This window comes from Streptomyces sp. NPDC058371 (genome assembly GCF_042723265.1).
Classification (GTDB): Bacteria; Actinomycetota; Actinomycetes; order Streptomycetales; family Streptomycetaceae; genus Streptomyces.
The window spans coordinates 87,226-111,124 of the sequence record NZ_JBHXJC010000012.1 but is presented as its reverse complement, the minus strand read 5'-3'; the positions used below and the strand labels follow the sequence as shown (position 1 = coordinate 111,124).

The 23,899-nt window shown below is 72.8% G+C and carries 24 protein-coding genes and 2 pseudogenes; 12 read left to right on the top strand and 14 right to left on the bottom strand.

Going from position 1 to position 23,899, the window contains the following annotated elements:
- The first annotated feature begins 3 nt into the window (after positions 1-3).
- The 5 genes from ACFWM2_RS29310 (at position 4) to ACFWM2_RS29290 (ending at position 4,190) form a co-directional block, all read left to right on the top strand.
- Positions 4-297, top strand: a complete 294-nt coding sequence (locus tag ACFWM2_RS29310) for a hypothetical protein (protein WP_383286467.1) — start codon at positions 4-6, stop codon at positions 295-297.
- A gap of 127 nt (positions 298-424) precedes the next feature.
- Positions 425-1,417, top strand: coding sequence for a slipin family protein (locus ACFWM2_RS29305; RefSeq protein ID WP_383286186.1), 993 nt, complete (start codon positions 425-427; stop codon positions 1,415-1,417).
- Between the two features lie 81 nt (positions 1,418-1,498).
- Positions 1,499-1,996 carry a hypothetical protein gene (locus tag ACFWM2_RS29300; protein ID WP_383286184.1) on the top strand — a complete coding sequence of 166 codons (498 nt, stop codon included), beginning with the start codon at positions 1,499-1,501 and terminating at the stop codon, positions 1,994-1,996.
- 776 nt (positions 1,997-2,772) lie between these two features.
- A complete protein-coding gene (locus ACFWM2_RS29295) occupies positions 2,773-3,462 on the top strand; it encodes a DUF5994 family protein (RefSeq protein ID WP_383286183.1) in 690 nt (229 codons plus the stop codon).
- Between the two features lie 161 nt (positions 3,463-3,623).
- Positions 3,624-4,190 carry a hypothetical protein gene (locus tag ACFWM2_RS29290; RefSeq protein WP_383286181.1) on the top strand — a complete coding sequence of 189 codons (567 nt, stop codon included), beginning with the start codon at positions 3,624-3,626 and terminating at the stop codon, positions 4,188-4,190.
- A 42-nt stretch (positions 4,191-4,232) separates the two neighbouring features.
- On the opposite strand, the gene ACFWM2_RS29285 is transcribed toward ACFWM2_RS29290, so the two are convergent.
- Together ACFWM2_RS29285 and ACFWM2_RS29280 are read right to left on the bottom strand one after the other, a co-directional pair.
- A complete protein-coding gene (locus ACFWM2_RS29285; protein WP_383286179.1) occupies positions 4,233-4,631 on the bottom strand; it encodes a DUF5994 family protein in 399 nt (132 codons plus the stop codon).
- Positions 4,632-5,443: 812 nt separating this feature from the next.
- The gene (locus tag ACFWM2_RS29280; protein ID WP_383286177.1) at positions 5,444-5,959 is read right to left on the bottom strand and encodes a YceI family protein; all 516 of its coding nucleotides are present in this window, start codon (positions 5,957-5,959) and stop codon (positions 5,444-5,446) included.
- A gap of 176 nt (positions 5,960-6,135) precedes the next feature.
- Here ACFWM2_RS29280 and ACFWM2_RS29275 point away from each other — a divergent pair.
- The 3 genes and pseudogenes from ACFWM2_RS29275 to ACFWM2_RS29265 form a co-directional block, all read left to right on the top strand.
- Positions 6,136-6,627: pseudogene (locus tag ACFWM2_RS29275) on the top strand (MarR family winged helix-turn-helix transcriptional regulator); the annotation flags it as partial.
- A gap of 248 nt (positions 6,628-6,875) precedes the next feature.
- Positions 6,876-7,547 carry a DUF6445 family protein gene (locus ACFWM2_RS29270; RefSeq protein WP_383286175.1) on the top strand — a complete coding sequence of 224 codons (672 nt, stop codon included), beginning with the start codon at positions 6,876-6,878 and terminating at the stop codon, positions 7,545-7,547.
- A gap of 82 nt (positions 7,548-7,629) precedes the next feature.
- On the top strand, positions 7,630-8,025 hold the full coding sequence (locus tag ACFWM2_RS29265; RefSeq protein WP_383286173.1) for a molybdopterin-binding protein: 396 nt from the start codon (positions 7,630-7,632) through the stop codon (positions 8,023-8,025).
- A gap of 56 nt (positions 8,026-8,081) precedes the next feature.
- Here the strand turns inward: ACFWM2_RS29265 and ACFWM2_RS29260 are convergent, their stop codons facing one another.
- The 3 genes and pseudogenes from ACFWM2_RS29260 to ACFWM2_RS29250 all read right to left on the bottom strand — a co-directional run.
- Complete coding sequence (locus ACFWM2_RS29260) at positions 8,082-9,257, bottom strand: NAD-dependent formate dehydrogenase (protein ID WP_383286171.1); 1,176 nt, start codon at positions 9,255-9,257, stop codon at positions 8,082-8,084.
- A gap of 150 nt (positions 9,258-9,407) precedes the next feature.
- Positions 9,408-10,343: a LysR substrate-binding domain-containing protein gene (locus ACFWM2_RS29255; protein ID WP_383286169.1), complete on the bottom strand. Its 936-nt coding sequence runs from the start codon at positions 10,341-10,343 to the stop codon at positions 9,408-9,410.
- A gap of 3 nt (positions 10,344-10,346) precedes the next feature.
- Positions 10,347-10,619, bottom strand: a pseudogene (locus ACFWM2_RS29250) (hypothetical protein); the annotation flags it as partial.
- A 225-nt stretch (positions 10,620-10,844) separates the two neighbouring features.
- Between ACFWM2_RS29250 and modA the strand changes: the two are divergent.
- Genes modA through ACFWM2_RS29235 form a run of 3 tightly spaced genes read left to right on the top strand, consistent with a single transcriptional unit; the run spans position 10,845 to position 13,656 of the window.
- Positions 10,845-11,675, top strand: a complete 831-nt coding sequence (gene modA, locus ACFWM2_RS29245; protein WP_383286167.1) for a molybdate ABC transporter substrate-binding protein — start codon at positions 10,845-10,847, stop codon at positions 11,673-11,675.
- Entirely contained in the window at positions 11,672-12,568 is an 897-nt protein-coding gene (modB, locus tag ACFWM2_RS29240) for a molybdate ABC transporter permease subunit (protein ID WP_383286165.1), read from the top strand. Before modA ends, modB begins: the two co-directional genes overlap by 4 nt.
- Positions 12,565-13,656: an ABC transporter ATP-binding protein gene (locus tag ACFWM2_RS29235; protein WP_383286163.1), complete on the top strand. Its 1,092-nt coding sequence runs from the start codon at positions 12,565-12,567 to the stop codon at positions 13,654-13,656. Before modB ends, ACFWM2_RS29235 begins: the two co-directional genes overlap by 4 nt.
- A gap of 29 nt (positions 13,657-13,685) precedes the next feature.
- Here ACFWM2_RS29235 and ACFWM2_RS29230 read toward each other — a convergent pair whose 3' ends face one another.
- The 8 genes from ACFWM2_RS29230 to ACFWM2_RS29195 form a co-directional block, all read right to left on the bottom strand.
- Entirely contained in the window at positions 13,686-14,618 is a 933-nt protein-coding gene (locus tag ACFWM2_RS29230) for a YbhN family protein (RefSeq protein ID WP_383286161.1), read from the bottom strand.
- Positions 14,615-16,222: a hypothetical protein gene (locus ACFWM2_RS29225; protein WP_383286159.1), complete on the bottom strand. Its 1,608-nt coding sequence runs from the start codon at positions 16,220-16,222 to the stop codon at positions 14,615-14,617. Before ACFWM2_RS29225 ends, ACFWM2_RS29230 begins: the two co-directional genes overlap by 4 nt.
- Positions 16,223-16,407: 185 nt before the next feature.
- Positions 16,408-16,578, bottom strand: a complete 171-nt coding sequence (gene rpmF / locus ACFWM2_RS29220; RefSeq protein WP_383286157.1) for a 50S ribosomal protein L32 — start codon at positions 16,576-16,578, stop codon at positions 16,408-16,410.
- Positions 16,579-16,695: 117 nt separating this feature from the next.
- Positions 16,696-17,748: a fatty acid desaturase family protein gene (locus ACFWM2_RS29215; protein WP_383286465.1), complete on the bottom strand. Its 1,053-nt coding sequence runs from the start codon at positions 17,746-17,748 to the stop codon at positions 16,696-16,698.
- A 67-nt stretch (positions 17,749-17,815) separates the two neighbouring features.
- Positions 17,816-18,916 carry a ferredoxin reductase gene (locus tag ACFWM2_RS29210; RefSeq protein ID WP_383286463.1) on the bottom strand — a complete coding sequence of 367 codons (1,101 nt, stop codon included), beginning with the start codon at positions 18,914-18,916 and terminating at the stop codon, positions 17,816-17,818.
- A 470-nt stretch (positions 18,917-19,386) separates the two neighbouring features.
- The gene (locus ACFWM2_RS29205) at positions 19,387-20,274 is read right to left on the bottom strand and encodes a hypothetical protein (protein ID WP_383286155.1); all 888 of its coding nucleotides are present in this window, start codon (positions 20,272-20,274) and stop codon (positions 19,387-19,389) included.
- Between the two features lie 570 nt (positions 20,275-20,844).
- Positions 20,845-21,123, bottom strand: coding sequence for an SCO5918 family protein (locus ACFWM2_RS29200; RefSeq protein ID WP_383286153.1), 279 nt, complete (start codon positions 21,121-21,123; stop codon positions 20,845-20,847).
- A 200-nt stretch (positions 21,124-21,323) separates the two neighbouring features.
- Complete coding sequence (locus tag ACFWM2_RS29195; RefSeq protein ID WP_010986199.1) at positions 21,324-21,527, bottom strand: cold-shock protein; 204 nt, start codon at positions 21,525-21,527, stop codon at positions 21,324-21,326.
- A gap of 488 nt (positions 21,528-22,015) precedes the next feature.
- On the opposite strand from ACFWM2_RS29195, the gene ACFWM2_RS29190 reads away from it, so the two are divergent.
- The gene (locus tag ACFWM2_RS29190; protein WP_383286151.1) at positions 22,016-22,825 is read left to right on the top strand and encodes a hypothetical protein; all 810 of its coding nucleotides are present in this window, start codon (positions 22,016-22,018) and stop codon (positions 22,823-22,825) included.
- A gap of 24 nt (positions 22,826-22,849) precedes the next feature.
- Here the strand turns inward: ACFWM2_RS29190 and ACFWM2_RS29185 are convergent, their stop codons facing one another.
- Positions 22,850-23,518, bottom strand: coding sequence for a GAF and ANTAR domain-containing protein (locus ACFWM2_RS29185; protein WP_383286149.1), 669 nt, complete (start codon positions 23,516-23,518; stop codon positions 22,850-22,852).
- Positions 23,519-23,899: the final 381 nt, after the last annotated feature.

The following is a 23,899-nucleotide window of genomic DNA, read 5'->3' as shown; positions in this document are numbered from 1 at the left end:
GCCATGGACGCCGTCCTGACCGCTGCCGCGTACATCGTTCTCATCATCGTCGCGGCCCTCGTCATCCACCGGCTCAACGCCCAGCACGACGAGAGAATCGCCCTGCACTCCTACAGTCCGCGGCTGCCCGGCACCCGGCACGGGTCCGGCGGTCCGGGTGACGGCGCGCAGCCCCCGTTCCCCTCGCCGCCGCCGGACGCCCCCGGGGCTCCCGCCGCCCATGACCGTCGCGACCACCGCGACGGGGGCCGCGGTCGCTTCCGGCCACGCCGCCGGACGCACGGCGCGAGTTCATAGGCCGGGCGAGTCCGTGACCCGGAGGCGTGCCCCCACGGGCACGCCCCATCGGCGCCGCACGGGCAGCGCCGGCATTCCACCGGCCTCATGGGTGCCGCACCGGCACCCATGAGCAGAGGAGCATCGCATGGGCGTATTCATTCTTCTTCTGGTCATCGTCGTGGTGCTGGCCGTGCTGGCCGCCGCCCTGGCCATCAAGGTCGTCAAGCAGTTCGAGATGGGCGTGCTGTTCCGCTTCGGACGGCTGATGGGGACCCGGGCCCCCGGTCTCCGGTTCATCGTCCCGTTCGTCGACGTACTGCACCGGGTGTCGCTGCGGATCGTCACCATGCCGATCCAGTCCCAGGGCATCATCACGCGGGACAACGTCAGTGTGGACGTGTCGGCGGTCGCCTACTTCCGGGTCGTCGACGCGGTGAAGTCGGTCGTCGCCATCGAGAACGTGTACGCGGCGATCAACCAGATCGCCCAGACCACCCTGCGCAAGGTCGTCGGCCAGCACACCCTCGACGAGACGCTCTCCGAGACCGACCGCATCAACCTGGGCATCCGCGAGACCCTCGATGTGACCACCGTCGACTGGGGCGTGGAGGTCACGCTCGTCGAGCTGAAGGACATCCAGCTGCCCGACAGCATGAAGCGCGCGATGGCCCGCCAGGCCGAGGCCGAGCGGGAGAAGCGAGCGAAGATCATCAGCGCCGAGGGCGAGTCGCTGGCCGCGGCCGCGCTCGGGGACGCCTCGGACACGATGATGGCCCACCCGCTGGCCCTCCAACTGCGCAATCTGCAGAGCTTGGTGGAGATCGGCGTGGACAAGAACAGCACCGTCGTCTTCCCGGCCCCGCTGATGAGCACGATCGGCGAACTCGGCACCTTCCTGGCCCGGGAGAGCGCGGCCTCGGCCGCGGCCGTCTCGGCCCACGACCGCGCCACGTCGGACGCCGCGAAGGACCGCCGGGCGGACGCCGCACCGGACACCGGGCCGAACGGCCCGGCGGAGACCGGGACCGACGGCAGGACCGAGGGTCCGGCGCTCGGCAAGGCGGACCCCGTCGAGGCCCTCGTCACGCCCGCCGCCCCCGTCGTCCCCGCCGTGAACGGCTCGGTGGACCAGCCCTGAGTGCGGGCCCGACGGCAGACGTGGCCGTGCCACCACCCGTGGCACGGCCACCACCCGAACAGGACAGGAGAGGTGAGCGTCATGCTGAACAGAGAGAGAACCGTCCTGCCGTACCGGGAGACGGCCGTCCTGCGGTTCCGTGACCGCAACCGCCGTCACCAGCCGGTGCCCGGCGGGCTCGGCCCACGGACGGCCCGCGAGAGAGCTCGGGCACCCGGCCCCGGCCACCCGGTCCTCGACTCCCCGACCGCCGTCGGCGTATCGGAGCGGGCGTCCGCGTCCTCGCCCGGTGCCGAGCGGCCGCCCGCGGCGACCGGTCTCGCCGAGGTCCGCATCATCGCCGCGCACCCCGACACCGCTCAGCTCGTCGCGCAGGTGCTTCGCCGGTACTTCTCCGGCGACGAGCCCCGCAGCTATCCGGCGGGCGAGGACGGCAGCGGTACGCTCCTCCACTTCACCGTGGACACCGGGTTCCGCGGGGACACCGGGACCGACGAGCCGCCGGCCGACACTGCCGGGCCCTGGCTGACCAGCAGCGGTACCCACGCCCGGCGTTCGCACGAGGACGAGCCGGGCTGACCCCGGCCGCCGCGGACCCGTGGTGCAACAGCCCCGAGTTGCGGCGGTCGCCGCCGGTGAGGCGTCACCGGCGGCGACCGCGCCGCCCTGCCGCGCCGTCCCCCCGGGCGGCGGTTCCAGGGCATGTGGTCCCACATCGGTTCGCGGCGGTACGCGGGAGTGCACCGGGGCGAGCGTCGACAGGGGACATGTGGCCAGTGCCCGGCCGCGACGCGAGGAAGCGGCAGGGGTACGGGGTGCTGCGGACGGCTGCGGCTGGCTCGGCGCCCAGGAGCAGGGGGCGATGGCACCCGGGGGCCTGGGGCGCGGGAAGTCGGCGCATGCGACTGCGACTTCGAAACCGTGGTGAGGCTCACAAAAGAGCCTCGCACTATTGACCTTAGGTCAACCGGACGGGTGTGGACACCCCCGCGGACCACCCAAGTACGCGCAGCTCCCCGGCGACACAGCCGCGAGCACCCCCGTCGGCACAACTCCTCGAACACCTGCCCGTACGGCCGCTGGCGCCGGGCGCCGTACAGCAGATGGTGCCGGGCACTCCCGCACGGAGTCGGTGGGTGAACCGGCCGGCGCCGTACGGCAGGTGCGGCGGGCCTGCCCCCCGATGCGGCCGAACGGGCCCGGCGCGGGGCGGTCTTCGGGCGGGCCGTCGACAGCGCTGCCGGAGTACCTTGGACATACCGGGAACTCTTCGACGCGGGCTGTCAGCCGGTGTCGTTCCCGGCGCACGGCAGCGCCGGACCGCTTCGCTGGGGCCCGGGGACAGGGTCCGCGACATGAACGCGCCCGTCGATCACCAGTCTTCGCCCGAGGCCGAGCGCTACGGGCACCCCGGCGCCCGGCTCCGGCTGCGGCCGCCGACCTTTCCGCCCGGCCCCCTGGACGGCGCCTGGTGGCCCCGGTCGGCCGACCTGATGCGCGAACTGCCCTCCCTCACCGATCTGTTCGACACGCAGCGCGGCCGCGTCTCCCGCATTTCCGGCAGCCGCCGTTCGTGGCCCGACGCTCCCGAGCTGCTGCCGGTGACCGGCCACACGGTGAAGGCCGCCTGGTTCGTCTCGGGGGTGGACCCGTACCGGATCCGGCTGTTCGCGTACGGCGTCGGCCGCTGGGACCTGCTGGTGATCCCGTCCTCCACCGAACCCGCCTCGGCCGCCCGGCTGATGACCGCGGCGACCGACCCGCACCACCGCCTCACCGCGAGCGCCCTCATGGCGGCCGAGGAGCGGCACACCGCCGCGGGGAGCGAAGCCGCCTACGAGCGGAGCTCCGAAGGACGGTGGGAGGGCGAAGGGGGTGCGTCGCCACGGCTTCCGCGGCCGCGCGACCGCTCCTTCGCGGACGCGCCCGCAGCCGGGGAGGCGCCCGCGGCCGGGGAAGCGCCCGCAGCCGGGGATGCGCCCGCACACGAGGGCGGGGACCCGGCGATCGGAGGTGTACGCGCCGGCCCGGACCCGCCCGCCTGATACCGTCCCGACGGCCGCTTCACCCCGCGCCCCGACGGCCGCTTCACCTCGCATCCCGACGACAGGTTCACTCCGTGGCGTGAGGCACGGTTTACCCTGTCGGCTCGGGTTGTCACGATGTTGGTCCGGGACTGTGCGTCCCGTGGCCGGGGGAGGTCCGGATGACGACCGAGGTGTACTTGCGCAGGCTGTCGCGCTGGCAGGCCGAGCAACAGCGGGACGACGTGGCGGACGTCCACGTCACGGCGTACCACGGGATCGCGGGAGCCGAATACCGCGACCGGCAGGGCTTTCTGCGCCGGTTCGAACAGGACGTGCAGCAGACGGACTTCGACATGGTGGTCGCCGACGGGACCGGGCTGGCCGCCTGTGCCTACGGCTACCGGGTGGCCCGTACCGGCGCGTGGTGGTCGGGCTTCCGCGGTGAGCTGCCGACGGACATCGAGGAACTCACCGCGTCGGGGCGGACGTTCCTGCTGGCCGAGCTGATGGTGCTGCCCGCCCATCGCCGCCAGGGCGTCGCGACCCGCCTGAGCGAACGGCTGCTCGTCCGGCTCGCCACCGACCTGGTCGTCGCGGCCGTGGACCGCCCCGACGAGGGCGGCCGTACGAACGCGGCGGCCGAGACCTTGCGCTCCTGGGGCTGGCAGAGACTCGGCGAACTCGACCCCGGCACCGGGCCTGAGCCGGTGGTCCGGGAGGTGTGGATCCGCAGACCGCTGCGCTGATCCGCGGCCCACACGGCAGAGCCGCTCCCGTGGCCGCCCCCGTCAGTGCGCGGTGGCTGCCGCGGCCGCCGCCATCAGCGGCTCCGCGTCCGCCGCGTCGACCTCCGGCGGCACGACCAGCAGGTCCCAGCGCCCGTGTCCGGGGCTGATCAGGCAGATCGTGTGCCGTCCGTGCGAGCCCTCGGTCCGGTGCAGCCGGACCACGTGGCCCGCGACGAGCATGCGGCCCGGGCCCGAGAACCACATGGACGTGTTGACGGTGATGCCGGCGATCTGGCCCCATGCGGCGGGCAACGCACCGAGCAGCAACGGGAGTTCGACGAGTAGGTCGCGTGAGCGGGGCCACCACGCCCCGTCGATGGGACGCGGGAAGGGGCTGCGGGGCGCCAGCCGCAGCCGGGCGACGGGCTGGGGCGGCAGCGGTTTCAGGACGGTGGCCATGGGGCGCTCCTGTCTGGGGTCCGTCCGCGCGCCGGGCCGGCGGCTCGGGTACGGGGGACCTCGGGGCGTTGCGGACGAGCGGGGCGGATCGGTCGAACCAGCAGACAGGCAGGCGCCCTTGACTCCGAGGTGGTCGATACGGCCGGGGTCCGGGGCTGTCCTCGTGGTTGCGTCGAGCGGCGTGCGCGTCCTGTGGCGCGAGCGGAACACCGGCCGCCATGGGCCGGACGTACAACGTGGGCTGTGCGGTGCGTGCCGCGCGGGTGGATGGGGGCGCGGGGGCGGCATATGTGGTGCGGGTGGGTGGTGCGGTGCGCGCGGTGCAAGTGGCTGGTGCGGTGCACGCGGGGCGGGTGAGTGGTGTGTCGCCCGGACCCGCCATGCGGTGTGCGCCGCACGGCGGGTCCGGGCGGCGCACGACCGGCGTTGTGCGCCCAGGGGGCGCGGAGGCCGACGACCGTCGGTCTCCCCCGTGCTGCCGTCGCGCCGGAGGCGAGCGGTACGGGGGTGAAGCGGGGGCGACTGCCGCGGGGGACCGGGCGGTTGTCGCAGGTGGACGGCCGGTCGCGGGCGGCGCTGAGGGGGCCGCTCGCCGCGAGACGGAGCCCGACGGCACGGCCCGTGCGTCCGACGCCTTCGGCCGTCATAGGGCGGAACCTGCCCCGGGCCATGCGCAGCCCGGCGTCGTCGTGAGCCGATGACGAGACCGGCCCGAGCGCCGGCGTGCGAGGAGTCCTCGGCCCCCTCACCCTACTCCGCCTGTGGGCAAAGGGGACTTGGGCGACGCCGGATCCACGGAGCCGGCGTCCGCGTCAGACGGCCCTGCGGGCGAAGCGGAGGGCAGCGGTGACGGTGGTCAGGCCACGGATCATGCCCAGCTGGTTCCAGTCCAGGCCGAACTCCGCACGGTCCACCGTGAGTTCGGCGTTCAGGGTGACCGCGTCGGCGTCCGCGTCGGTGACGCGCGCCGTGAAGGACTGCGGGCGGCTGATGCCGCGCACGGTCAGCTGCCCGGAGACCTCGACGGTGTCGTCCGCTCCGGGTACGGCGCTGCGGACGGAGAAGATGATCTCGGGGTGCCGGCCGGCGTCGAAGAAGTCGGCCGAGCTGAGGTGCTTGTCCCGCTTGGCGTTCTTGGTGTCCAGGGACGCGGCGTCCAGGGTGAGGGTGCCCGAGGCGGACCCGTCGGGCCGGACCTCGCCCTCGCCCGTCACGGCGGTGTAAGTGCCCTTGACGGTGACCAGGCCCCAGATCGACTTGTGCTGGAGGGCGACGGTGGAACGGGCGGGGTCGAGCTGCCAGAGGCCGGTTTCGACTGCGACAGACATGAGGTTTCTCCTGAAAATGCGGGCAAGGCAGCCGCCGGGGCGGTCTGCCCTGGGGGATCGGGGCGGATGCGGCGCGCGAGCCCTGCAGGGCGGGGCAGAGGCTCAGTCATCCAAATTTGGACAGTTCCACGCTAGCTCGTTATCCAAAAATGAACAACCAGTAGACTGGAGGCATCATGGCCGATTCCCCTCCCTCCGCCGTCCCGCCCGGTTGTCCCGACCAGGGCCAGGGCGGACTGCTCCCGGACGAGCTGCGAGCCTGGATGCGCCTGCTGGCCGCGGCCGGGGCGATCGAGCAGCAGCTGCGTACCCACGTCAAGAGCGCGCTCGGCGTCTCGCACGACGAGTTCCTGGTGCTGTGCCTGCTGGCCGACCAGCCCGGAGCGGGGCTCAGGATGACCCAGATCGCGGAGCTGCTGAGCCGCCCCAAGACCCGGCTGACCTATCAGGTCGCCTGCCTGCAGCACGCCGGTCTGGTCACCCGCCAGGCCGTCTGCGGAGACCGGCGCGGCGTCGAGGTCACCCTCACCGAAAAGGCCCGCACCCTGCTGAGCGAGGCCTCGGCCTCGCTGGCCGACATCGTCACCGAGGCCATCGCCCGCACGATGGGCCCCCAGGAGCACGCGGCCCTGCGCGGCCTGCTGCGCGGCATGCCCGACTCGGCGGCCCAGCGGGCCGGCACACCCGACCCCGCGGCCCAGCGAGCCGGCACGTCCGACTCCGCGGCCCAGCGGCCCGGCACACCCGACGCCGCGGCCCAGCGGACAGGCACACCCGACCCCGCGGCTCAGCGAGCAAGCACACCCGACGCCGCGGGATAAACAAGGGACAAAGCCCCGCGCAAGCCCTTCGAGTTGGCAGAAGATTGACCAACTGCTGGGAAACCGCGGGAAATTCGAGCGGTAGGTTCTGCGGCATGCCTCCACCGCCCCCACCACTTCCGGTTCTCCCTTACCGCAAACCCACACGCGGGCGGGACTATTGGGTTCTCGACAATGTGCTGCCCAATGTGGACGCCGTCCGGGAACGCTGCCTCGCCAAGGACGACTGGACCGAGGGATATCCCTACAAGCCCGAGAGCTGGCCAGGTCTCCGGACCATGCCCGGCCTTGAGCCGGCGGAACTCGCGCGCGTGGAAAGGCTCGTCAAAAAGGAGACCGGCGCCCAGCGGCTCTGGCAGGAATCGGCGCCCGGTGGCGGCACGCTGAATCACAACTGCATTCAGGTCGTCGGAAAGGACGAATGCGAGCCGCGTCCGCATACGGATTCGCGTGCGCTGTGCCGATATGCCGCGGTGCTCTATCTGAGTCCGAATGTACCGAAGGAGTGCGGGACGGGTTTCTACCGGCAGAGCCTGCCCGGGGGCGTCCTCGGCGGGAACATGGTGACGGCGCCGCACAACAACCTGGTCGACGCGCTGGGCACGCGGTTCGTCCCGCCCGACGCGTTCACCGAGGACGTCACCGTGCCGCTCCGCTACAACCGGCTCCTGCTCTACACGGCCAACATGATGCACAGCGCGACCGGATACTGGGGCGCCACGCTGGAGGACAAGCGCATGACGGCCGTCTTCTTCTGGATGGCCTGACCGGCCAAGGCCTGACAGATCCCGGGACGACGCGGCCCGCATTCCTTGCATATGCCAAGTTTTCGCGCCTATCTTGGCGCGTATGCAGTCCTACACCATCGGGCAGGCGGCCCGTCTGCTGGGCGTGAGCCCGGACACCGCACGGCGGTGGGCGGACGCCGGCCGGATGAGCACCCACCGCGACGAAGGCGGCCGCCGCCTCATCGAGGGGCGCGACCTGGCCGCGTTCTCCGTCGAGCTCGCCAGGAACGGCGACGGTGAGGAGGACACCTCCCACACCTCCGTCCGCAACGCGTTCCCCGGCATCGTCACCGCCGTCAAGCTCGGCGACGTCGCGGCACAGGTGGAGATCCAGGCCGGCCCGCACCGGCTGGTCTCCCTGCTGACCCGGGAGGCCGTGGAGGAACTCGGCCTGGAGGTCGGCATGGAGGCCACCGCCCGGGTGAAGTCCACCAACGTGCACATCGACCGCACCTAGAGCGTGTCCGGCGGATCATGCGGTAGGGACAGCACGGGGGCGGTGGCCCGGCCCGATCAGGAGGCGCCGGTGGCCGTCGCCGTCGAGTAGGAGTGCGCGCCCGTACCGGCCAGCGCACCGCCGTCGACGATCAGGTACTCGTCGCGGATCGGGGTGCCGGCCAGCCACGACTCCAGGATCTCCCGGGTGCCGGCCGCATAGCGCGCCTGCGCGGAGAGCGAGGAGCCGGAGATGTGCGGGGTCATGCCGTGGTGCGGCATCGTGCGCCAGGGGTGGTCCGGCGGGGCCGGCTGCGGGTACCAGACGTCACCGGCGTAGCCCGCCAACTGCCCGCTGCGCAGGGCGCGGTCGACCGCGTCCCGGTCCACGATCTTCGCCCTGGCCGTGTTGATCAGATACGCGCCGCGCTTCATCGTGTCGAGCAGCTTGTCGCCGAACAGGCCCTCGGTCTCGGGGTGCAGCGGCGCGTTGATGGTGATGACGTCGCAGTGCGGCGCCATGTCCTCGGCACTCTCGTGGAAGGTCAGCCCCAGCTCCCGCTCGACCTCCGCGGGCAGCCGGTGCCGGTCCGTGTAGTGCAGCTTCACGTCGAAGGGCGCGAGGCGGCGCAGCACCGCGAGGCCGATGCGACCGGCGGCGACCGTACCGACGTGCATGCCCTCCAGGTCGTACGAACGGGCCACGCAGTCGGCGATGTTCCAGCCGCCGTCCAGGACCACCTGGTGCGAGGGGAGGTAGTTGCGGACGAGCGACAGCGTCATCATCACCACGTGCTCGGCGACGCTGATGCTGTTGCAGTACGTCACCTCGGCGACCGTGACGCCGCGCGCGATGGCCGCGTCGAGGTCGACGTGGTCGGACCCGATGCCCGCGGTGACCGCCAGCTTCAGGTTCTTGGCGGCGGCGATCCGCTCGGGGGTCAGATACGCGGGCCAGAACGGCTGCGAGATGACGACGTCCGCGTCGACCAGCTCCCGGTCGAAGACCGAGCCGTCGCGGTCCTTGTCCGAGGTGACGACCAGGGTGTGGCCGCGCTCCTCCAGGAAGCGCCGCAGCCCGAGCTCCCCGGTCACGCTGCCGAGGAGGTGCCCGGGTGTGAAGTCGGTCGCCTGCGGGGTGGGCGTCGTCTGTCCCCCCGGATAGTGGTCGATCGTCGGGAGGTCGTCACGGGCGTACGTCGTGGGGTAACCGTCGGTCGGGTCGTCGTACAGCACGCACAGCACCTTTGCCATGTCGCGGCTCCTCAACTCCGTGGGTCCGATGAGCTCCCGCGCCGGCCGGCTCCGTTGCCGGATAACTCCGTCGCCGGGAGTGCTCCTCACCTTCCTCGGGGTCAAATCCGCTGGTCAAAGCGAACGTTGCTATACCGGGATAGGCGTCGACTATGAACTGCCCCCGGCCAGGTAGGTCTTCAACAGGGTGTCCAGCGCGTCCCGCACACCCGCCTCCCGCGCCACCTTGAGCAGCGCCCCGGCGAGGACGGACGCCGGATCGGTGCGGGCGACCACCAGGCCCACCCGAGGACCGTGCACCGGACCCTCCAGCGGCACCACGGTCATCCCGTCCGGTACGCCGAACATGTGCAGCCAGGCGTGCGAGATGACGCTGGACCAGTGACCGCTCGGCAGATGCGCGTACAGGCCCGCCACGCTGTCCGACTCGATCGCCGGGGTGGCCGTCGCGCCGTCGGCGGCGAAGCACTCGTCGATGATCCTGCGGTTGCGCATCCGGGGGGTCAGCAGGCACAGCGGCAGCGTGGCGGCCTCCGCCCAGCGGGCGGTGACCGCCGTGGCCAGCGGGCCGTCCACCGGAGTCAGGAGCACGTAGCGCTCCTCGTACAGCGGGAACCGGCGTACGTGCCGGAGGGTGTCGTCGTCGAGATACGTCATCGCCGCGTCCAGCTCGAACTCGGCGAGGCCGTGGTTGATCTCCGCGGACGACAGCGACTCCAGGCTGACCCGGGCCTGCGGATGCCGCTCGCAGAACGGGGTGGTGAGCAGGGAGGCGGCGGGCAGCGCGGTGGGGACGATGCCCAGGCGCAGGGTGCCGCTCAGGCCGCCGCGCAGCGCCGACAGCTCCTGGTGCAGGGCGTCCCGCTCGGCGAGGATGCGGTGCGCCCACGCGAGCACCAGCTCACCCTCCGGGGTCAGCCCCTCGTAGCGCCGGCCCCGGCGCACGATCGGCACGTCCAGCTCGTGCTCCAGGCGCCGGATCGCGGCGGACAGCGACGGCTGCGACACATAGCAGGCGGCCGCAGCCCGCGCGAAATGCCGCTCACGGGCGAGCGCGACCAGATACTCCAGCTGACGCAGCAGCATGCGTCACCTCCGTCCACGGATGCCGGCCAGCTTCGCAGACACCGTCCGGCCGTGCGCGGGCGCGGCCCGCACGTCCGCCGGCGGCCGGCCAGGAAGGTAGCGGCCGTCCACCCGGATGGCGTTGATCCCGCTGATGTGCCGGGCGCCGCAGCGGTCCTGGGGCAGTACGAGCTGGGGTCCTGCCCGGTCCAGCGGGGTGCCGTCGATGCCGACGGCGAGCAGCACCGGCGCATCGCCGAAGTCGGGGTCGATCTCGGCCCAGGTCAGCAGGGCGTGACGAGCTCCGCCGGCGCGTGGGCGAGCGGGTGTGTCAGGGACTGGCTCACTGGCCACCACCTCCCGCAGGAACGTACCCGGACAGCGGTCCCGTACAAACGCACATGCGGGCACCCCCCTGCCATTCACCCGGCTCATGCGATGCGACAGGTGACTTTCGGCCCGCATCTGCGGAAGGATGAACGACGCATGCCCATCTGAACTGTCCGAGGGAGTAGACCCGTGATGACCCGTTCCGCGCGCCGGACCCGCCGTACCAGCCGCACCCTTCAGGTGGCCGGCGCCGGCGCCGCCGCGCTGCTGGCCCTGAGCGCCTGCTCCTCCGACTCCGGCTCCTCCGACGCCTCGGGCAAGCCCAGTGCCTCGGGCTCGAAGGAACTCTCCGGGACGGTGACCGTCTTCGCCGCCGCCTCCCTCAAGGAGAGCTTCACGACGCTGGGCAAGGACTTCGAGAAGGCCCACCCGGGGACGAAGGTGACCTTCAGCTTCGGCGGCAGTGACTCCCTGGCCGCGAGCATCACCGGGGGTGCCCCGGCCGATGTCTTCGCCGCCGCCAGCCCCAAGACGATGGCGATCGTGACGGACAAGAAGGACGCGGTCGGCACCCCGGCCACCTTCGTGCGCAACCAGCTGGAGATCGCCACCCTGCCGGGCAACCCCGACAAGGTCGCCTCCCTGAAGGACCTCACGAAGTCCGGTCTCAAGGTCGTGCTGTGCGACAAGACGGTGCCGTGCGGCGCGGCCGCGCAGAAGGCGCTGGACGCGAGCGACCTCAAGCTCACCCCGGTCTCCTACGAGCAGGACGTCAAGAGCGCCCTGACGAAGGTGGAGCTGAAGGAGGCCGACGCCGCCGTGGTCTACAAGACCGATGTGAAGGCGGCGGGTGACAAAGTGGAGGGCGTGGAGTTCCCCGAGTCGGCCAAGGCCGTCAACGACTATCCGATCGCCCTGCTCAAGGACGCGCCCAACACGGAGACGGCCAAGGCGTTCATCGCGCTCGTGCAGTCCGCCGAGGGGCAGCAGGTGCTGACCGAGGCCGGGTTCCTCAAGCCGTGACCCCGTCCGAGCCCGGGCTCGCGCCCGACACGTCCGGTGCCGCGGCCGAGGTCCTCGTGGGTGGCGGCACCCACGGGGACCGGCCGCGCCGTCGGGGTGTCCGGACGGGCGCCCGGGGTCGGGTGCCGCTTCCCCTGCTGCTGCCCGCACTCGTCGGGCTGGCGTTTCTGCTGCTGCCGCTGATCGCCCTGCTCGTACGGGCTCCGTGGCGCAGCCTGCCGGACCAGCTGACCAGCACGGAGGTCTGGCAGGCCCTGCAGTTGTCCCTGATCTGCGCGACGTCGGCCACCGTGGTGAGCCTGGTCCTGGGCGTACCGCTCGCCTGGCTGCTGGCGCGTGTCGACTTCCCGGGCCGGGGGTTCGTACGGGCCCTGGTGACGCTGCCACTGGTCCTGCCGCCGGTGGTGGGCGGTGTGGCGCTGCTGCTGGCGCTCGGCCGCAACGGCGTCGTGGGCCAGTTCCTCGACTCGTCCTTCGGGATCACCCTGCCGTTCACGACGGCCGGCGTGGTCGTCGCCGAGTCGTTCGTGGCGATGCCGTTCCTGGTCATCAGCGTGGAGGGCACACTCCGGGCCGCCGATCCCCGTTACGAGGAGGCGGCCACCACGCTGGGCGCCTCCCGCTTCACCGCGTTCCGCCGGGTCACCCTGCCGCTGATCGCGCCCGGGATCGCGGCGGGTTCCGTGCTGGCCTGGGCCCGTGCGCTCGGCGAGTTCGGCGCGACCATCACGTTCGCCGGCAACTTCCCCGGCCGTACCCAGACGATGCCGCTGGCCGTCTATCTGGCCCTGCAGAGCGACCCGGCCGCGGCCATCGCGCTGAGCCTGGTCCTGCTGGCCGTGTCGATCGCGGTCCTCGCGGGCCTGCGGGACCGCTGGATGACGGCGTCATGACGGGCGTCGACGACCTCAAGGGTGCTCCCGCCGCCGGCCCCCGCGGCGAAGGGCTGGACGCGCGGCTCGTCGTCGACCGCGGTTCCTTCCGCCTCGACGTGGAGCTGGCCGCCGGCCCCGGGGACGTCGTCGCGCTGCTCGGGCCGAACGGCGCCGGAAAGACCACCGCCCTGCGCGCGCTGGCCGGACTCACCCCGCTCTCCGAGGGCGGCCGGCTGCGCCTGGACGGCGTCCCGCTGGACCGTACGCCGCCCGAGTCCCGCCCGGTCGGTGTCGTCTTCCAGGACTATCTGCTCTTCCCGCACCTGTCCGCCCTGGACAACGTGGCGTTCGGGCCGCGCTGTCATGGGGTGCCGAAGGCGCAGGCCCGGGCGCAGGCCGCCGGCTGGCTGGACCGGATGGGTCTGACCGACCACGCGGGTGCCAGGCCCCGCCGGCTCTCCGGGGGCCAGGCCCAGCGCGTCGCCCTGGCCCGCGCCCTGGCCACGCACCCCCGGCTGCTGCTCCTGGACGAGCCGCTGGCCGCGCTCGACGCCCGGACCCGTATCGACGTACGGGCCCAGCTCCGGCGCCATCTGGCCGACTTCGAGGCGGTCGCCGTACTCGTCACGCACGATCCGCTGGACGCCATGGTGCTGGCGGACCGGCTGATCGTCATCGAGCACGGGCGGGTGGTCCAGGACGGGGGCCCGTCGGACATCGCCCGCCATCCCCGGAGCGACTACATCGCCCAGCTGGTCGGTCTCAACCTGTACCGGGGCCGGGCCGAAGGGCACACCGTGCTCCTCGACACGGGCCCGTCGATCACCACGACCGAGAACCTCACCGGCCCCGTCTTCGTGGCGTTCCCGCCCGGCGCCGTGACGCTCCACCGCGACCGGCCGACCGGCTCCAGCGCCCGGAACCTGTGGGAGTGCCGGGTCAGCGGGCTCGAGACCCACGGCGACCAGATCCGCGCGGACCTCAGCGGCGAACTCTCCCTCGCCGCCGACCTGACCACCGTCGCCGCCGCCGAACTCGGCCTGCACACCGGCGCACCGGTGTGGGCGACGGTGAAGGCCACGCAGACCCACGCCTACCCGGCCTGACCTGGCCGGAAGGGAGGCGATGCCTACCCTCACAGCACCTTGCGCCGGATCAGCAGCCCGAGGGTCAGCAGGCCCGGGATCAGCGGGAGCCAGCCGGTCAGCAGGCGGTAGCCGAGGACGGTGGAGGCCGCCGCGGCGGCGGGGACACCGGAGAGGGTGAGGGCGACGGCGAGCGCGGCGTCCAGGGAGCCGAGACCGCCGGGGGTGGGCAAGAGGACGGCGGCGCTGCTCGCGGCGAAGTAGGCGAGGGCCACCTGGGCCGGGGGCAGCGGCAGCCCCAGGGCCTGGGCGACCGCGATCACCACACCGGCGTGCAGACAGGCGAAGGCCAGCGAGCCGCCCCAGAGGGCCCCGGCCCGGGCGGGGAGTTCGTGCACCGCGCGGACGTCCGTCAGCACGGCCCGCGCCGCGCGCCGCAACGGACCGGAGAGCAGCAGCACCGCGCCCACCGCCACCGCGACGGCCGCCGCCCAGAACAGCGGCGGAACGTGCGGAACGCGGAGCACGCCCGGACACACCAGGGCCAGTACGGCGATCAGGACCGCGCGCACCACGGTGCCGGCGGTCGCCTTGACCGCGAGAGCGGTCGCCGACCGGCCGACCGGCAGCCCGCACCGGGTCAGGAAGCGCAGGTTGACCGCCCCCGCCCCGAGCCCCGCGGGCAGCACATGGTTGGCGGCGGACGCCGCGAACTGCACCGCCGTCAGCCGCCCGGCGGGCAGTGGCTGGGCCACCGCCCCCTGCTGGGCGAGCGCCGAGCACACCCAGGTCGCCACGGTGGCCGCGGCCGCCGTCAGCAGCCATCCCCGGTCGGCGACGGCGAGCCGGTCCGCTCCGGCCTCGATCACCGCCCAGTGCCGCAGCCCGAGCACCGCCGCGGACGCCAGCACGGCGAGGGCGATCCCGGCCTGCCAGGGGACACGCCTGTGTACGACCGCGGGGGCGTCGGTCGGCAGCTTCATGGGCCCGGGACTTCCAGGGCTTGCAGGGCCGGCGGGGTCTCCGGGGTTGCCGGAGACCCCGCGGCCTTCGAGGCTGCCGGCGCGACGAAGGCGTACAGACCCGCCACGCGGTGGGCCCGCCAGGTGCGGGCGTAGGACGGCGGCCCGTCCCCCGGAGCCCTGAGGACGGTGACCGGCATCCGCAGCGCGGTCCGTTCGATGTCCGCGGAGGTGGCGTTGGCGTTGTGCCCGCCGACGTTGGCGGAGGCGCACCCGGCGTAGAAGGCGAGCGGAATGGCCTGGTCGCCGGTGAGCAGACAGGGCGGACGTATGCCGAGGCGGTGCAGCTCGGCCGCCGTACGGGTCCACTGGTGGCGGGCGGCGGTGGTGCGGTCCACGGTGTTCGCCAGTACCGCGTACTGGACCGCAAGATGCCCGGCCAGTGCGAGCGCCACCAGTGTCACGGCCTGCACCCGCCAGGACCGGCCCGTGGCGGTGACCAGGTGGACGAGCGCATCGGCGACCGGGATCGCGAGCAGGGCGTAGACCGGCAGCAGGAAGCGCGGAGCCGCGTACCCGATCATGAACAGATACGGGACTCCGGCCGTCGTGGCGCAGGCCAGCGGCAGCAGGGTGCGGGCGGTCCGCCGGGCCCTGACCGCGACCGCGAGGCCGAGCGCGGCGAGCAGCGGCAGCGCACACCACCACGCCAGTACGGCCGTGCTCGGCATCGGCCCGGTGCACGGGCGGCACAGGGCGCGCCCGCCCAGACTGCGCAGCTGGTCCCCGATCGCGATGTTCCAGCCCAGGCCGCCCTGGATCGCGGAGGCCTCCGCGAGCCGCGCGTCCAGGCCGCCGAAACCGGCGTACGCCTCGATCACCCACTCGGCCGCCCCGGCCACCAGCCCGCCGACCAGCGCCACCAGCAGGGCCAGGCGCCGCCGGAGCGGTACGCACACCGCCAGGGCCAGCAGGGGCAGGGTCGTCCAGACCGCGTCGGTGGGCCGCATCCACGCCATCAGCGCGACGCTCGCCGCCAGGCCCCAGAGTGCCGCTCGGCCGCCGCGGCGGACTCCGCCCGGGCGGTCCCATCCGATGCGGTCCCGCCCGGCGCGGTCCCACCCGACGCGCAGGAAGCAACCGACGGCGGTGAGGCCGCCGATCGCGACCCAGTAGTTGGGCATGGCCTGCGGGCCGTAGAAGAGCGTCACCCACAGGGTGGCGAACAGGGCTCCCGCGAGCGTCAGGACGCGGGTCGGGAACAGGCCGCGCCAGGTGCGCAGCGCCAGGTACAGCCCGAGTCCGGAGAGCAGGGCCAGATAGACCCGCAGCAGTGCGGTGGACGACGACCAGGAGGCGACCGGGGCCACCAGGAGCGTCACCCCGCGGGCGCGGGGCGCGCTGAAGAACGCCGCGGGAGCCCGGGTGCCGACCTGGCTGACGTACACCGTCTCGTCCCAGCCGAGACCCATCCCCGGCCGTACGAGGGCCAGTTGGGCCAGCGCGAAGGCGCACGCGACCAGGGCCGGCCAGGCCCGGTCGCCGGGGCGCTCCGCTGTACGGACGCCCGGAGCCGGGCCGTGGCGCCCCGCGCCGACGAGCGGCACGTGCAGGGTCTTGACCATCGCCCACCCTTCACCCCTACGCCTCACAGGGCGCCCTCCGCCCCACGTGACGCAGGACGGAAGGTGGAAGTCCGGAAAACATGGACAAATTACCTCGGGGCGAGGCGGCGCGCAGTGCGGGTCAGGGAGCCGGGCAAGGGCGGCCGGGCGGCGGGCGGGGAGATTCCGCCCGCGCCGACCGGTGGTCAGCCCTCGGGGCGCAGGAGCCCGCACTCGTACGCCTTGGCCAGCCGCCGCGGCACCAGATATGCCGAGCCGTCGATGGCGACCGGCACCAGCTGCACGGTGGCGGCCTTCCACTGGGCGCGGCGGTGGCGGGTGTTGCTGCGGGACATCTTCCGCTTGGGTACGGCCATGACGGGCTCCTGGGTAGGTGTGGGGCGAGGCGCCGCACACGCTACATGAAAATGGATCCCATTACGATTTAGGCGTGAGGGGCCGATCCCGCCGGCGCCCGGACGCCCCCGCGACCGCTACGGCACCGCGTGCCGCACCACGCGCCCCCACATCGAGGTGTACTGCCGCCACAGTGACCCGGTGACGTACGGGATGCCGTGCTCCTCGCACAACTCGCGCACCCGGACGGCCACTTCGGCATAGCGGTTGCTGGGCAGGTCAGGAAAGACGTGGTGCTCGATCTGGTGACTTAGATTCCCGCTGAGGACGTGGAAGAGGGGGCTGCCCTCGATGTTCGCCGAGCCCTGGATCTGCCGCAGATACCACTGCCCGCGGCTCTCGCCCTCGATCTCCGCCTCGTCGAAGGTCCGTACGTCACCGGGGAAGTGGCCGCAGAAGATGATGGTGTGCGCCCAGATGTTGCGCAGGCTGTTGGCGGTGAGGTTGCCCAGCAGACAGGGCAGCGCGGACGGGCCCGCGAGCAGCGGGAAGAGAACGTAGTCCTTGGCGAACTGTCGTACGACCTTCCGCGCGAGGCCCGCCACCTCCCCCGCGAGCCGGCCCACGCTCTTGCGTCCGGAGGGCACCGCGTCCACCTCCAGGTCGTAGAGGGCGATGCCCCATTCGAAGACCGGCGCGAGCAGGGCGGCGTACAGCGGCTGGAGGAGATGGAACGGGCGCCAGGGCTGTCCGGGGCTCATCCGCAGAACGGTGTAGCCGAGATCGCGGTCGCGCCCGACGACGTTCGTGTACGTGTGATGCAGGTGGTTGTGGGTGTGCTTCCAGGCGTCGGCCGGGGTGAGGAAGTCCCACTCCCAGGTCGTGGAGTGGATCGCCGGGTCGCCCATCCAGTCCCACTGTCCGTGCAGGATGTTGTGGCCCAGCTCCATGTTCTCCAGGACCTTGGCCCCGGTGAGCAGCGCGGTGCCCGCGCACCACGCGGGCGGGAACAGCGAGACGGCGAGGGCGAGACGTCCGCCCGCCTCCAGACCGCGCTGAACGGCGATCACCGTACGGATGTAGTCGGCGTCCCGGGCGCCGCGGCCGGCGACGACCCGCGCCCGGAGCCGGTCGAGCTCCGCCCCGAACTCGTCAGCCGTGTCGGATGAATCGACCGGCCGGTCGGCAATGGCTCGGAGGGGTACGACGGTTGCGGTCACGTGGAGCTCCTGTCTGCACCTGGGGCCGCCCGGCCGGTCAGCGCCGGAGGGGCGGGACCCGGAGGTCGAGGGCGAGGGGACCTGCCGCACCGTTGACGCAGGTCTGGATCAACTCACCTGGTTCGCCGTGCACTTCACCGGCCCGCAGATCCCGGACGCGGCCGTGGAGCAGCGGGACGAGACACCCGAAGCAGACACCACGACGGCATCCGTACGGCATGACGGCCCCCGCGGCCTCCCCGGTCTCCAGCAGAGGAACGGCCGCCCCGGAATCCACCTCGACACCACCGCGGCCGAACTGCACCCGGCCGCCGGACAGACCTGGTTCACAGCCGTCGGGCGAGGTCAGGGGCGCGAGCCGGAACCGCTCCAGCCGCAGCCGGGCGCCGACGCCCGCCCCGGCCCAGTGCTCCTCCACCAGGTCGAGCAGTCCGTCCGGCCCGCAGGCCCAGGTCTGCCGCTCCCGCCAGTCCGGACACAGCGCGGCGATGTGCTCCGCGGTGAGCCGGCCGACGGCACGGGTGTGCCGCTCCTCCACCCGCAGCCACCCCAACGTCTCGGCGAGGACGGCGAGTTCGGAGCGGAAGAGGGATTCCTCGGGAGTCGGCGCGCTGTGCAGGAGGACGACGTCGGGTGCGGCGCCCTTCGCCCCACGGACACCGAGGCCGCGCGCCGGCGTCCGCAGGATTCCCATCACCGGGGTGATGCCACTGCCCGCCGTCACCATCAGCAGCCGCGCCGGCGGCGGATCCGGCAGCGTGAACTCCCCCTGGACGGGCCCGAGTCGAAGCACCGTACCCGGCCGTGTCCGGTGCACGAGATGCGGTGAGACGCGGCCCCGGGGATCCGCCTTGACCGTGATGGTGAGCTCGCCACCCGGCACGTCAGGGGGTGAGGTCAGCGAGTACGTGCGCCAGTGCCGTACGCCGTCGATCTCGACGCCGACCGGCAGGTACTGCCCCGCCCGGTGCTCCGGCCGGCCGCGCCCCGGCCGGATCGTCAGGGTCGCCGCACCGGGGCCCTCGGACCGCACGGCGGTGACCCGGCCCGCCGGATGGCGCGCGGACAGCAGGGGGTCGAGCAGACCGAGGTAGTCGTCGGGCGCGAGCGGGGTGGTCAGCCAGGCCACCGCCCGCATCAGCCGACCGCCGGTACGGCCGGCCCAGGAGACGAGCGGGCCTCCGCGCGCGGAGGCCGGACGGAGGGACGGGGACACGGGCATGCGCGGTGGTCCTCTCCTCGCTGGGCGGGGCGGGGAAGCGCGGATCGCGTCGGCGCAGCTGTCCGCCGGTCCGTCCGGGTGGGGCGCGGGCCGGCTGCCGTCAGACAACCACGGTGCCGTGATCGCGCGTCAGCCCCGGCGCCCGGTTCACGCCAGCCGGATCACCCCTCCCGCCCCGGCCGCCCCAGCGCGCAACCACCCGCCGCGAGCCGTGCGGACGCGGCCTGCGACGACCCCGCGCGCCCCCGGTCCGCCGACCGGCCGCCCGATTGGCCGGAAGCCGTCGTGACGGCACGGGCAGGAGGGGGAGCACGACCGCGGAAACGGCACGGGCCCGGCACTCCTCGGTGCAGGAGTGCCGGGCCCGTGCGGACCAACAGGGTCGGTCAGGAGCGGGACTTGGCCGTACGGCGACGGCCGGCCACCGCGAGGGCCGCGCCGGCCGCGAGCAGGGCTGCCGCCCCACCGGCGATCGGAAGCGTGTTGCCGCCACCGGTCTCCGCGAGGTCGCCCGCAGGGGTGGACCCACCGCCGTTCGGAGTGGGCGCGGCCGCCGTGGTCGACTCCGCGTCGTCCGGCGTCGAGGCCGACGCCGAGGGGGTCGCGGACTTCGACGGGGTCGCGGCGGGGGTCGAGGCCGGCGGGGTGGTCTCGGGCGCCTCGGACGTGCAGTCCTTCGAGCCGCCGTTCCAGGCCGCGATCAGCTTGTCCTTGATGACCGGGTGGTCCGGGCCCTGGGGTACGTCGCCGTGCTCGAAGCCGTCCTTCGCGTCGAGCTTGCCGTCGAACTTCACCTTGCCCCGGTACAGGTCGACCTGCGCGAAGCAGCCGGCGTCCGGCACCGAGATGTCCAGGGAGTCGGTCTCGCCCTGCTTCACCGTCACCGAGTCGAAGTCGTGGAAGACCTGGACACCGGAAGTCTTGAAGGTCGCGCCGTGCGTCCGGTACGCGGCCAGCGACGCCGTGCACGTCGTCGCGTCCTGCGCGGCCCGCACCTTGATGTGGACCTTGCCGTCCTCGGTGGGCTTGAGGTTCTGGTCGTCGACACCGACGGAGTCGGCGAAGTCCGTCCCGTTCAGGGAGAACTGGCAGCGATCGGTCTCCGTCACCGTGCCCGGGCCCTGGCCGGAGGAGTAGGCGCGGCCGGCCTTGTCCCAGCCGTCACCGCCCGGCGTACCGGTGGCCCACGCGCTGGTCGAGACGGCGGAGAGGGAGAGGACTGCGACGCCCGTCCCCACCAGGCAGCGCATCGTGACACGTGTGGCTATGGACATACGGATCCCATCTGACGTTGCGGGACCCGGACGACGGCAGCGGGCAGCACAGCCGAGGGCCGGTCGCACCGGGAAGCGTGGTTGAAACACTGGGCTCACAAGTCACATGTGCCACAGCGACCACATCGTCGATCACGGTGGCAACGCTGTCAACCTCGGTGAAAACACGGCGACTTCACCTGCCCTCACCCTTTGCCCACATTAGGAACCACACGTTCCGACCGGCGCGCGGAGCGGTACGGCGGGATGCGGGGCAGTGGAAAGCAGTGCGGTGCAAGGCAGGGCAGTGAAAGCGATGCGGTGGGACGCGATGCGCTGCGGGGCGGTGTGCGCGATGTGGTGCGGCCCGGAAGGCCGGGCGGCCCAGAACTCAAGGGTCCGGGCCGGCCGTGGAGTCACGTCAGGAGAGCGCCTCGTGGAAGCACGTCCGGGAGGCGCGTCCGGGAGTCACGCCACGGCAGCGCGTCATGAGATGCGCGCCACATGGCGGAGGCGCCGCCCCGCTGGGGGGTGGCGCCGGAGTGCATCGCGGGAATGGCACCGCGATGATACGCCTGAGGGGTACCGGAGTTACGCGGTCTCGGTCCAGCCGGCCGCGGCGGGGCGGGCGGGAGCGGCGGCGGGGCGGCAGGTGAAGCCCAGCCGGGTCAGGGCGCGGGCGACCTCGAACTCGGTGAAGTCGCGGCGGTCCTGCTTGGTGATCACTTCGCCGACCTGCTTGACGGGGTACGTGTGCGAGCCGATGGTCACGGACGAGCTCGTGACGGGCTCGGGGCGGATGCCCGTCATCGACTGCTCCACCTCGCTCTTGATGAGGTCGAACGGGAATCGAGCGATCACACAACGCATGGTGCCTCCGCGGGTTGAAATTTCGGTGCTGATCCGGACGGGAAACAGTGAGCGGCGTGCTGGAGAAACGCCGAAGTCTCTACTTGGAGATGCCCGGAAAACGAAAAAGCAGGTGGCCGGGGCCCGCACCCCGTGGTGCGGGCCCCGGCCACCTGTACGCGTCAGCCAACCCGTGGGTCAGGCGTCAGCCGTGTCCCAGGTCAGGCGGGGACGATGTTCTCGGCCTGCGGGCCCTTCTGGCCCTGCGTGACGTCGAAGGTCACCTTCTGGCCTTCCTGGAGCTCACGGAAGCCCTGGGTGGCGATGTTCGAGTAGTGGGCGAAGACGTCGGCGCCGCCGCCGTCCTGCTCGATGAAGCCGAAGCCCTTTTCCGCGTTGAACCACTTCACGGTGCCAGTAGCCATGTCAAATCTCCTTCGGGAGCAGTGCTCGTGGACCCACACTGTGTGGGCCCGCGTCGCCGCGATGATTGCCCCGTCCGGATAACACCGGAAATTCAGAAGCGAGCCGCCCGGTACTGACCGGTAGGCACGCTCCAAGACTTTGGGAACCACAACTGCAACTGAAATCGACAGTAGCACGGGACAGGCCGAGGGGGACGGCCCACTATGTCACCTCGTCCGGGGGAATAGCTAAACCTGTCGGCGCATCGCGGCTATTTCTGCGGCCGCCGGAACAGATATTCCGCCGTCGGGCTGATGCTCCGCAGCGACGGTACGGCAGGCGGCTTCGCACGCTCGCCGCGGCCCCTGTGTAGGAGACGTCACCCGTACGGTCCGGCGCGGTGGTGGGCACGTACGAGGAGTGGTGCCTTGGGGCGGGGAGCCACGGACGATCACCGTGGCCGCACCCCATGACACGCACCGCCATGAACCGCGCCGGAGGTACCGCCATGAACCGTCTGCCCCGCGTCCTCGCCACCCCTCTGGCAGCGGGCGCGCTGCTGACGTCGGCGGCCTGCTCGGGCGGCGGGGGCGGCGACCGCGGAGCGGGGGACACGGTGGCGTCCGCGTCCCCGGCGGCCCGGCAGGCCCCGAGCGCACCGGCGTCCGCCTCCGCCGCTCCGGCCGCGCTCACCGAGGCGCAGGCGGGGGCGGCGATGGTCACCGCCGGCGATCTCGGCACCCGGTGGGCGCCGACCGAGGGCGCCGCGACCTGGCACGACGCCGTCCTCAAGGCGCAGGCCGACCGCCCGGACTGCCAGCGGCTGCTCGACGGCCTGTACGAGGACGACCTGCTCGGTGAACCGTCGGGGGCGCGGGTGGTCACCGGCTTCGACGACGGTGAGACCGGAGGGCAGCTGCGCTACGAGGTCGCCGCGTACGGGCGGCCCCAGCTGGACACCGGCATGGCCTGGCTGCAGACCATGCCGGTGAAGTGCGGCCAGTTCACGGCCACGGACGCCAAGGGGGCCCGGTGGGCGGTCCAGGTCGTCGACTCGTCCCTTCCCGAACTGGGCGACGCACGGCAGGGGTTGCGCATGATGATGACCGGGAACCTGGAGGGCGCGCCCGCCACCCTCACCCTGGACGTCGTCTCCGTACGCGTCGGCGACAGTGCCCTCACCCTCACCGACGGCGGTCTCGAAGGCGCCGACGACGAGTCCACCCGCCAGGCCTCCCAGCTCGGCACCCAGCGGCTGAAGGACGTCGTCGCCGGAAAGACGCCGGCCGCCGCGTCACCGGCGGCCCAGCAGGGCTAGGACCCGGCCGCCGGGGCGGGCGGGCTACTCGCGGTGGAACCGCTTGCGGTGCGCGAGTACCTCGCGGGCCGCGGATCCGGCCGTACGGCTGTGCGCGAAGGCGTATCCGCGCAGCCGGGCGAGTGCGTCGTCGGCGCAGATGCCGAGCTGGGCCATGATCATGCCGATCGCCTGGTGGATCTCGTCGTGGTCCGTGGCCAGCGTGCTCAGCCAGGAGTCGTCCCCACGGACCGCCGCCCACTCGCCGTGCGGCAGGGACATCAGGGCGACCGTCACGACACCGGCCACGAGGTGCGCGGTGCGCAGGTCGCTTCCGGTCGGCTCGCCGGGGACGTCGCAATAGAGGTCCAGGGTGCCGACGCACACCGCGGCGTCGCCCAGGGGCAGCGAGTACATGGCGCGGGCACCCGCCTCCGTGGCCTGCTGGGCGAAGACCGGCCAGCGGACCGCGTCGCCGCCGCTCGTCAGGTCGCAGGCGAGCACCGGCCTGCCGGCCGACGCGGCGTCCAGGCCGGGGCCCTCCCCCAACGTGCCCTGGACGTCGGCGATCCGGGCGGCCGTCGCGTCGCTCGCGCCCAGCCGTACCGGCAGGCCGTCGCTGCGCAGCGACATGCTCGCGCCGCTGACCGGCAGCAGGTCGACGGCCAGCGCGCACAGCCGTGCCGGGACCTCCTCCGGCGTCAGGTTCCGCACGGCGTCGCGGATCAGTTCGGCGACGTCGCCCGAGGTCCCGCGACCCGGGGTCCCGTGGCCCGGGGGCGGCTCGACCGGGGTTCCGTGACCCGAGGCCGGCGCGACTGGGTTCCCGTGACCCGAGGCCGGCTCGACCGGGGACCCATGACGCGGGGCCGGCTCGACCGGCGACCCGCGACCCGGGGGCGGCTCGACCGGGTTCCCGTGACCTGAGGCCGACTCGACCGGCGGCTGTTGGCTCGGGGGCTGCCGACCCGACGGCCCGTGGCCCCGGGGCGGCCCGAGGGCGGCATCCGGGTGCGCGCCCTTGTCCCCTTCTGTAGGGGGCGGCGGCCGAGAGCCCTCGTACGGATCCGCTCCCGGGCCGGGCCCCGCGTCCCG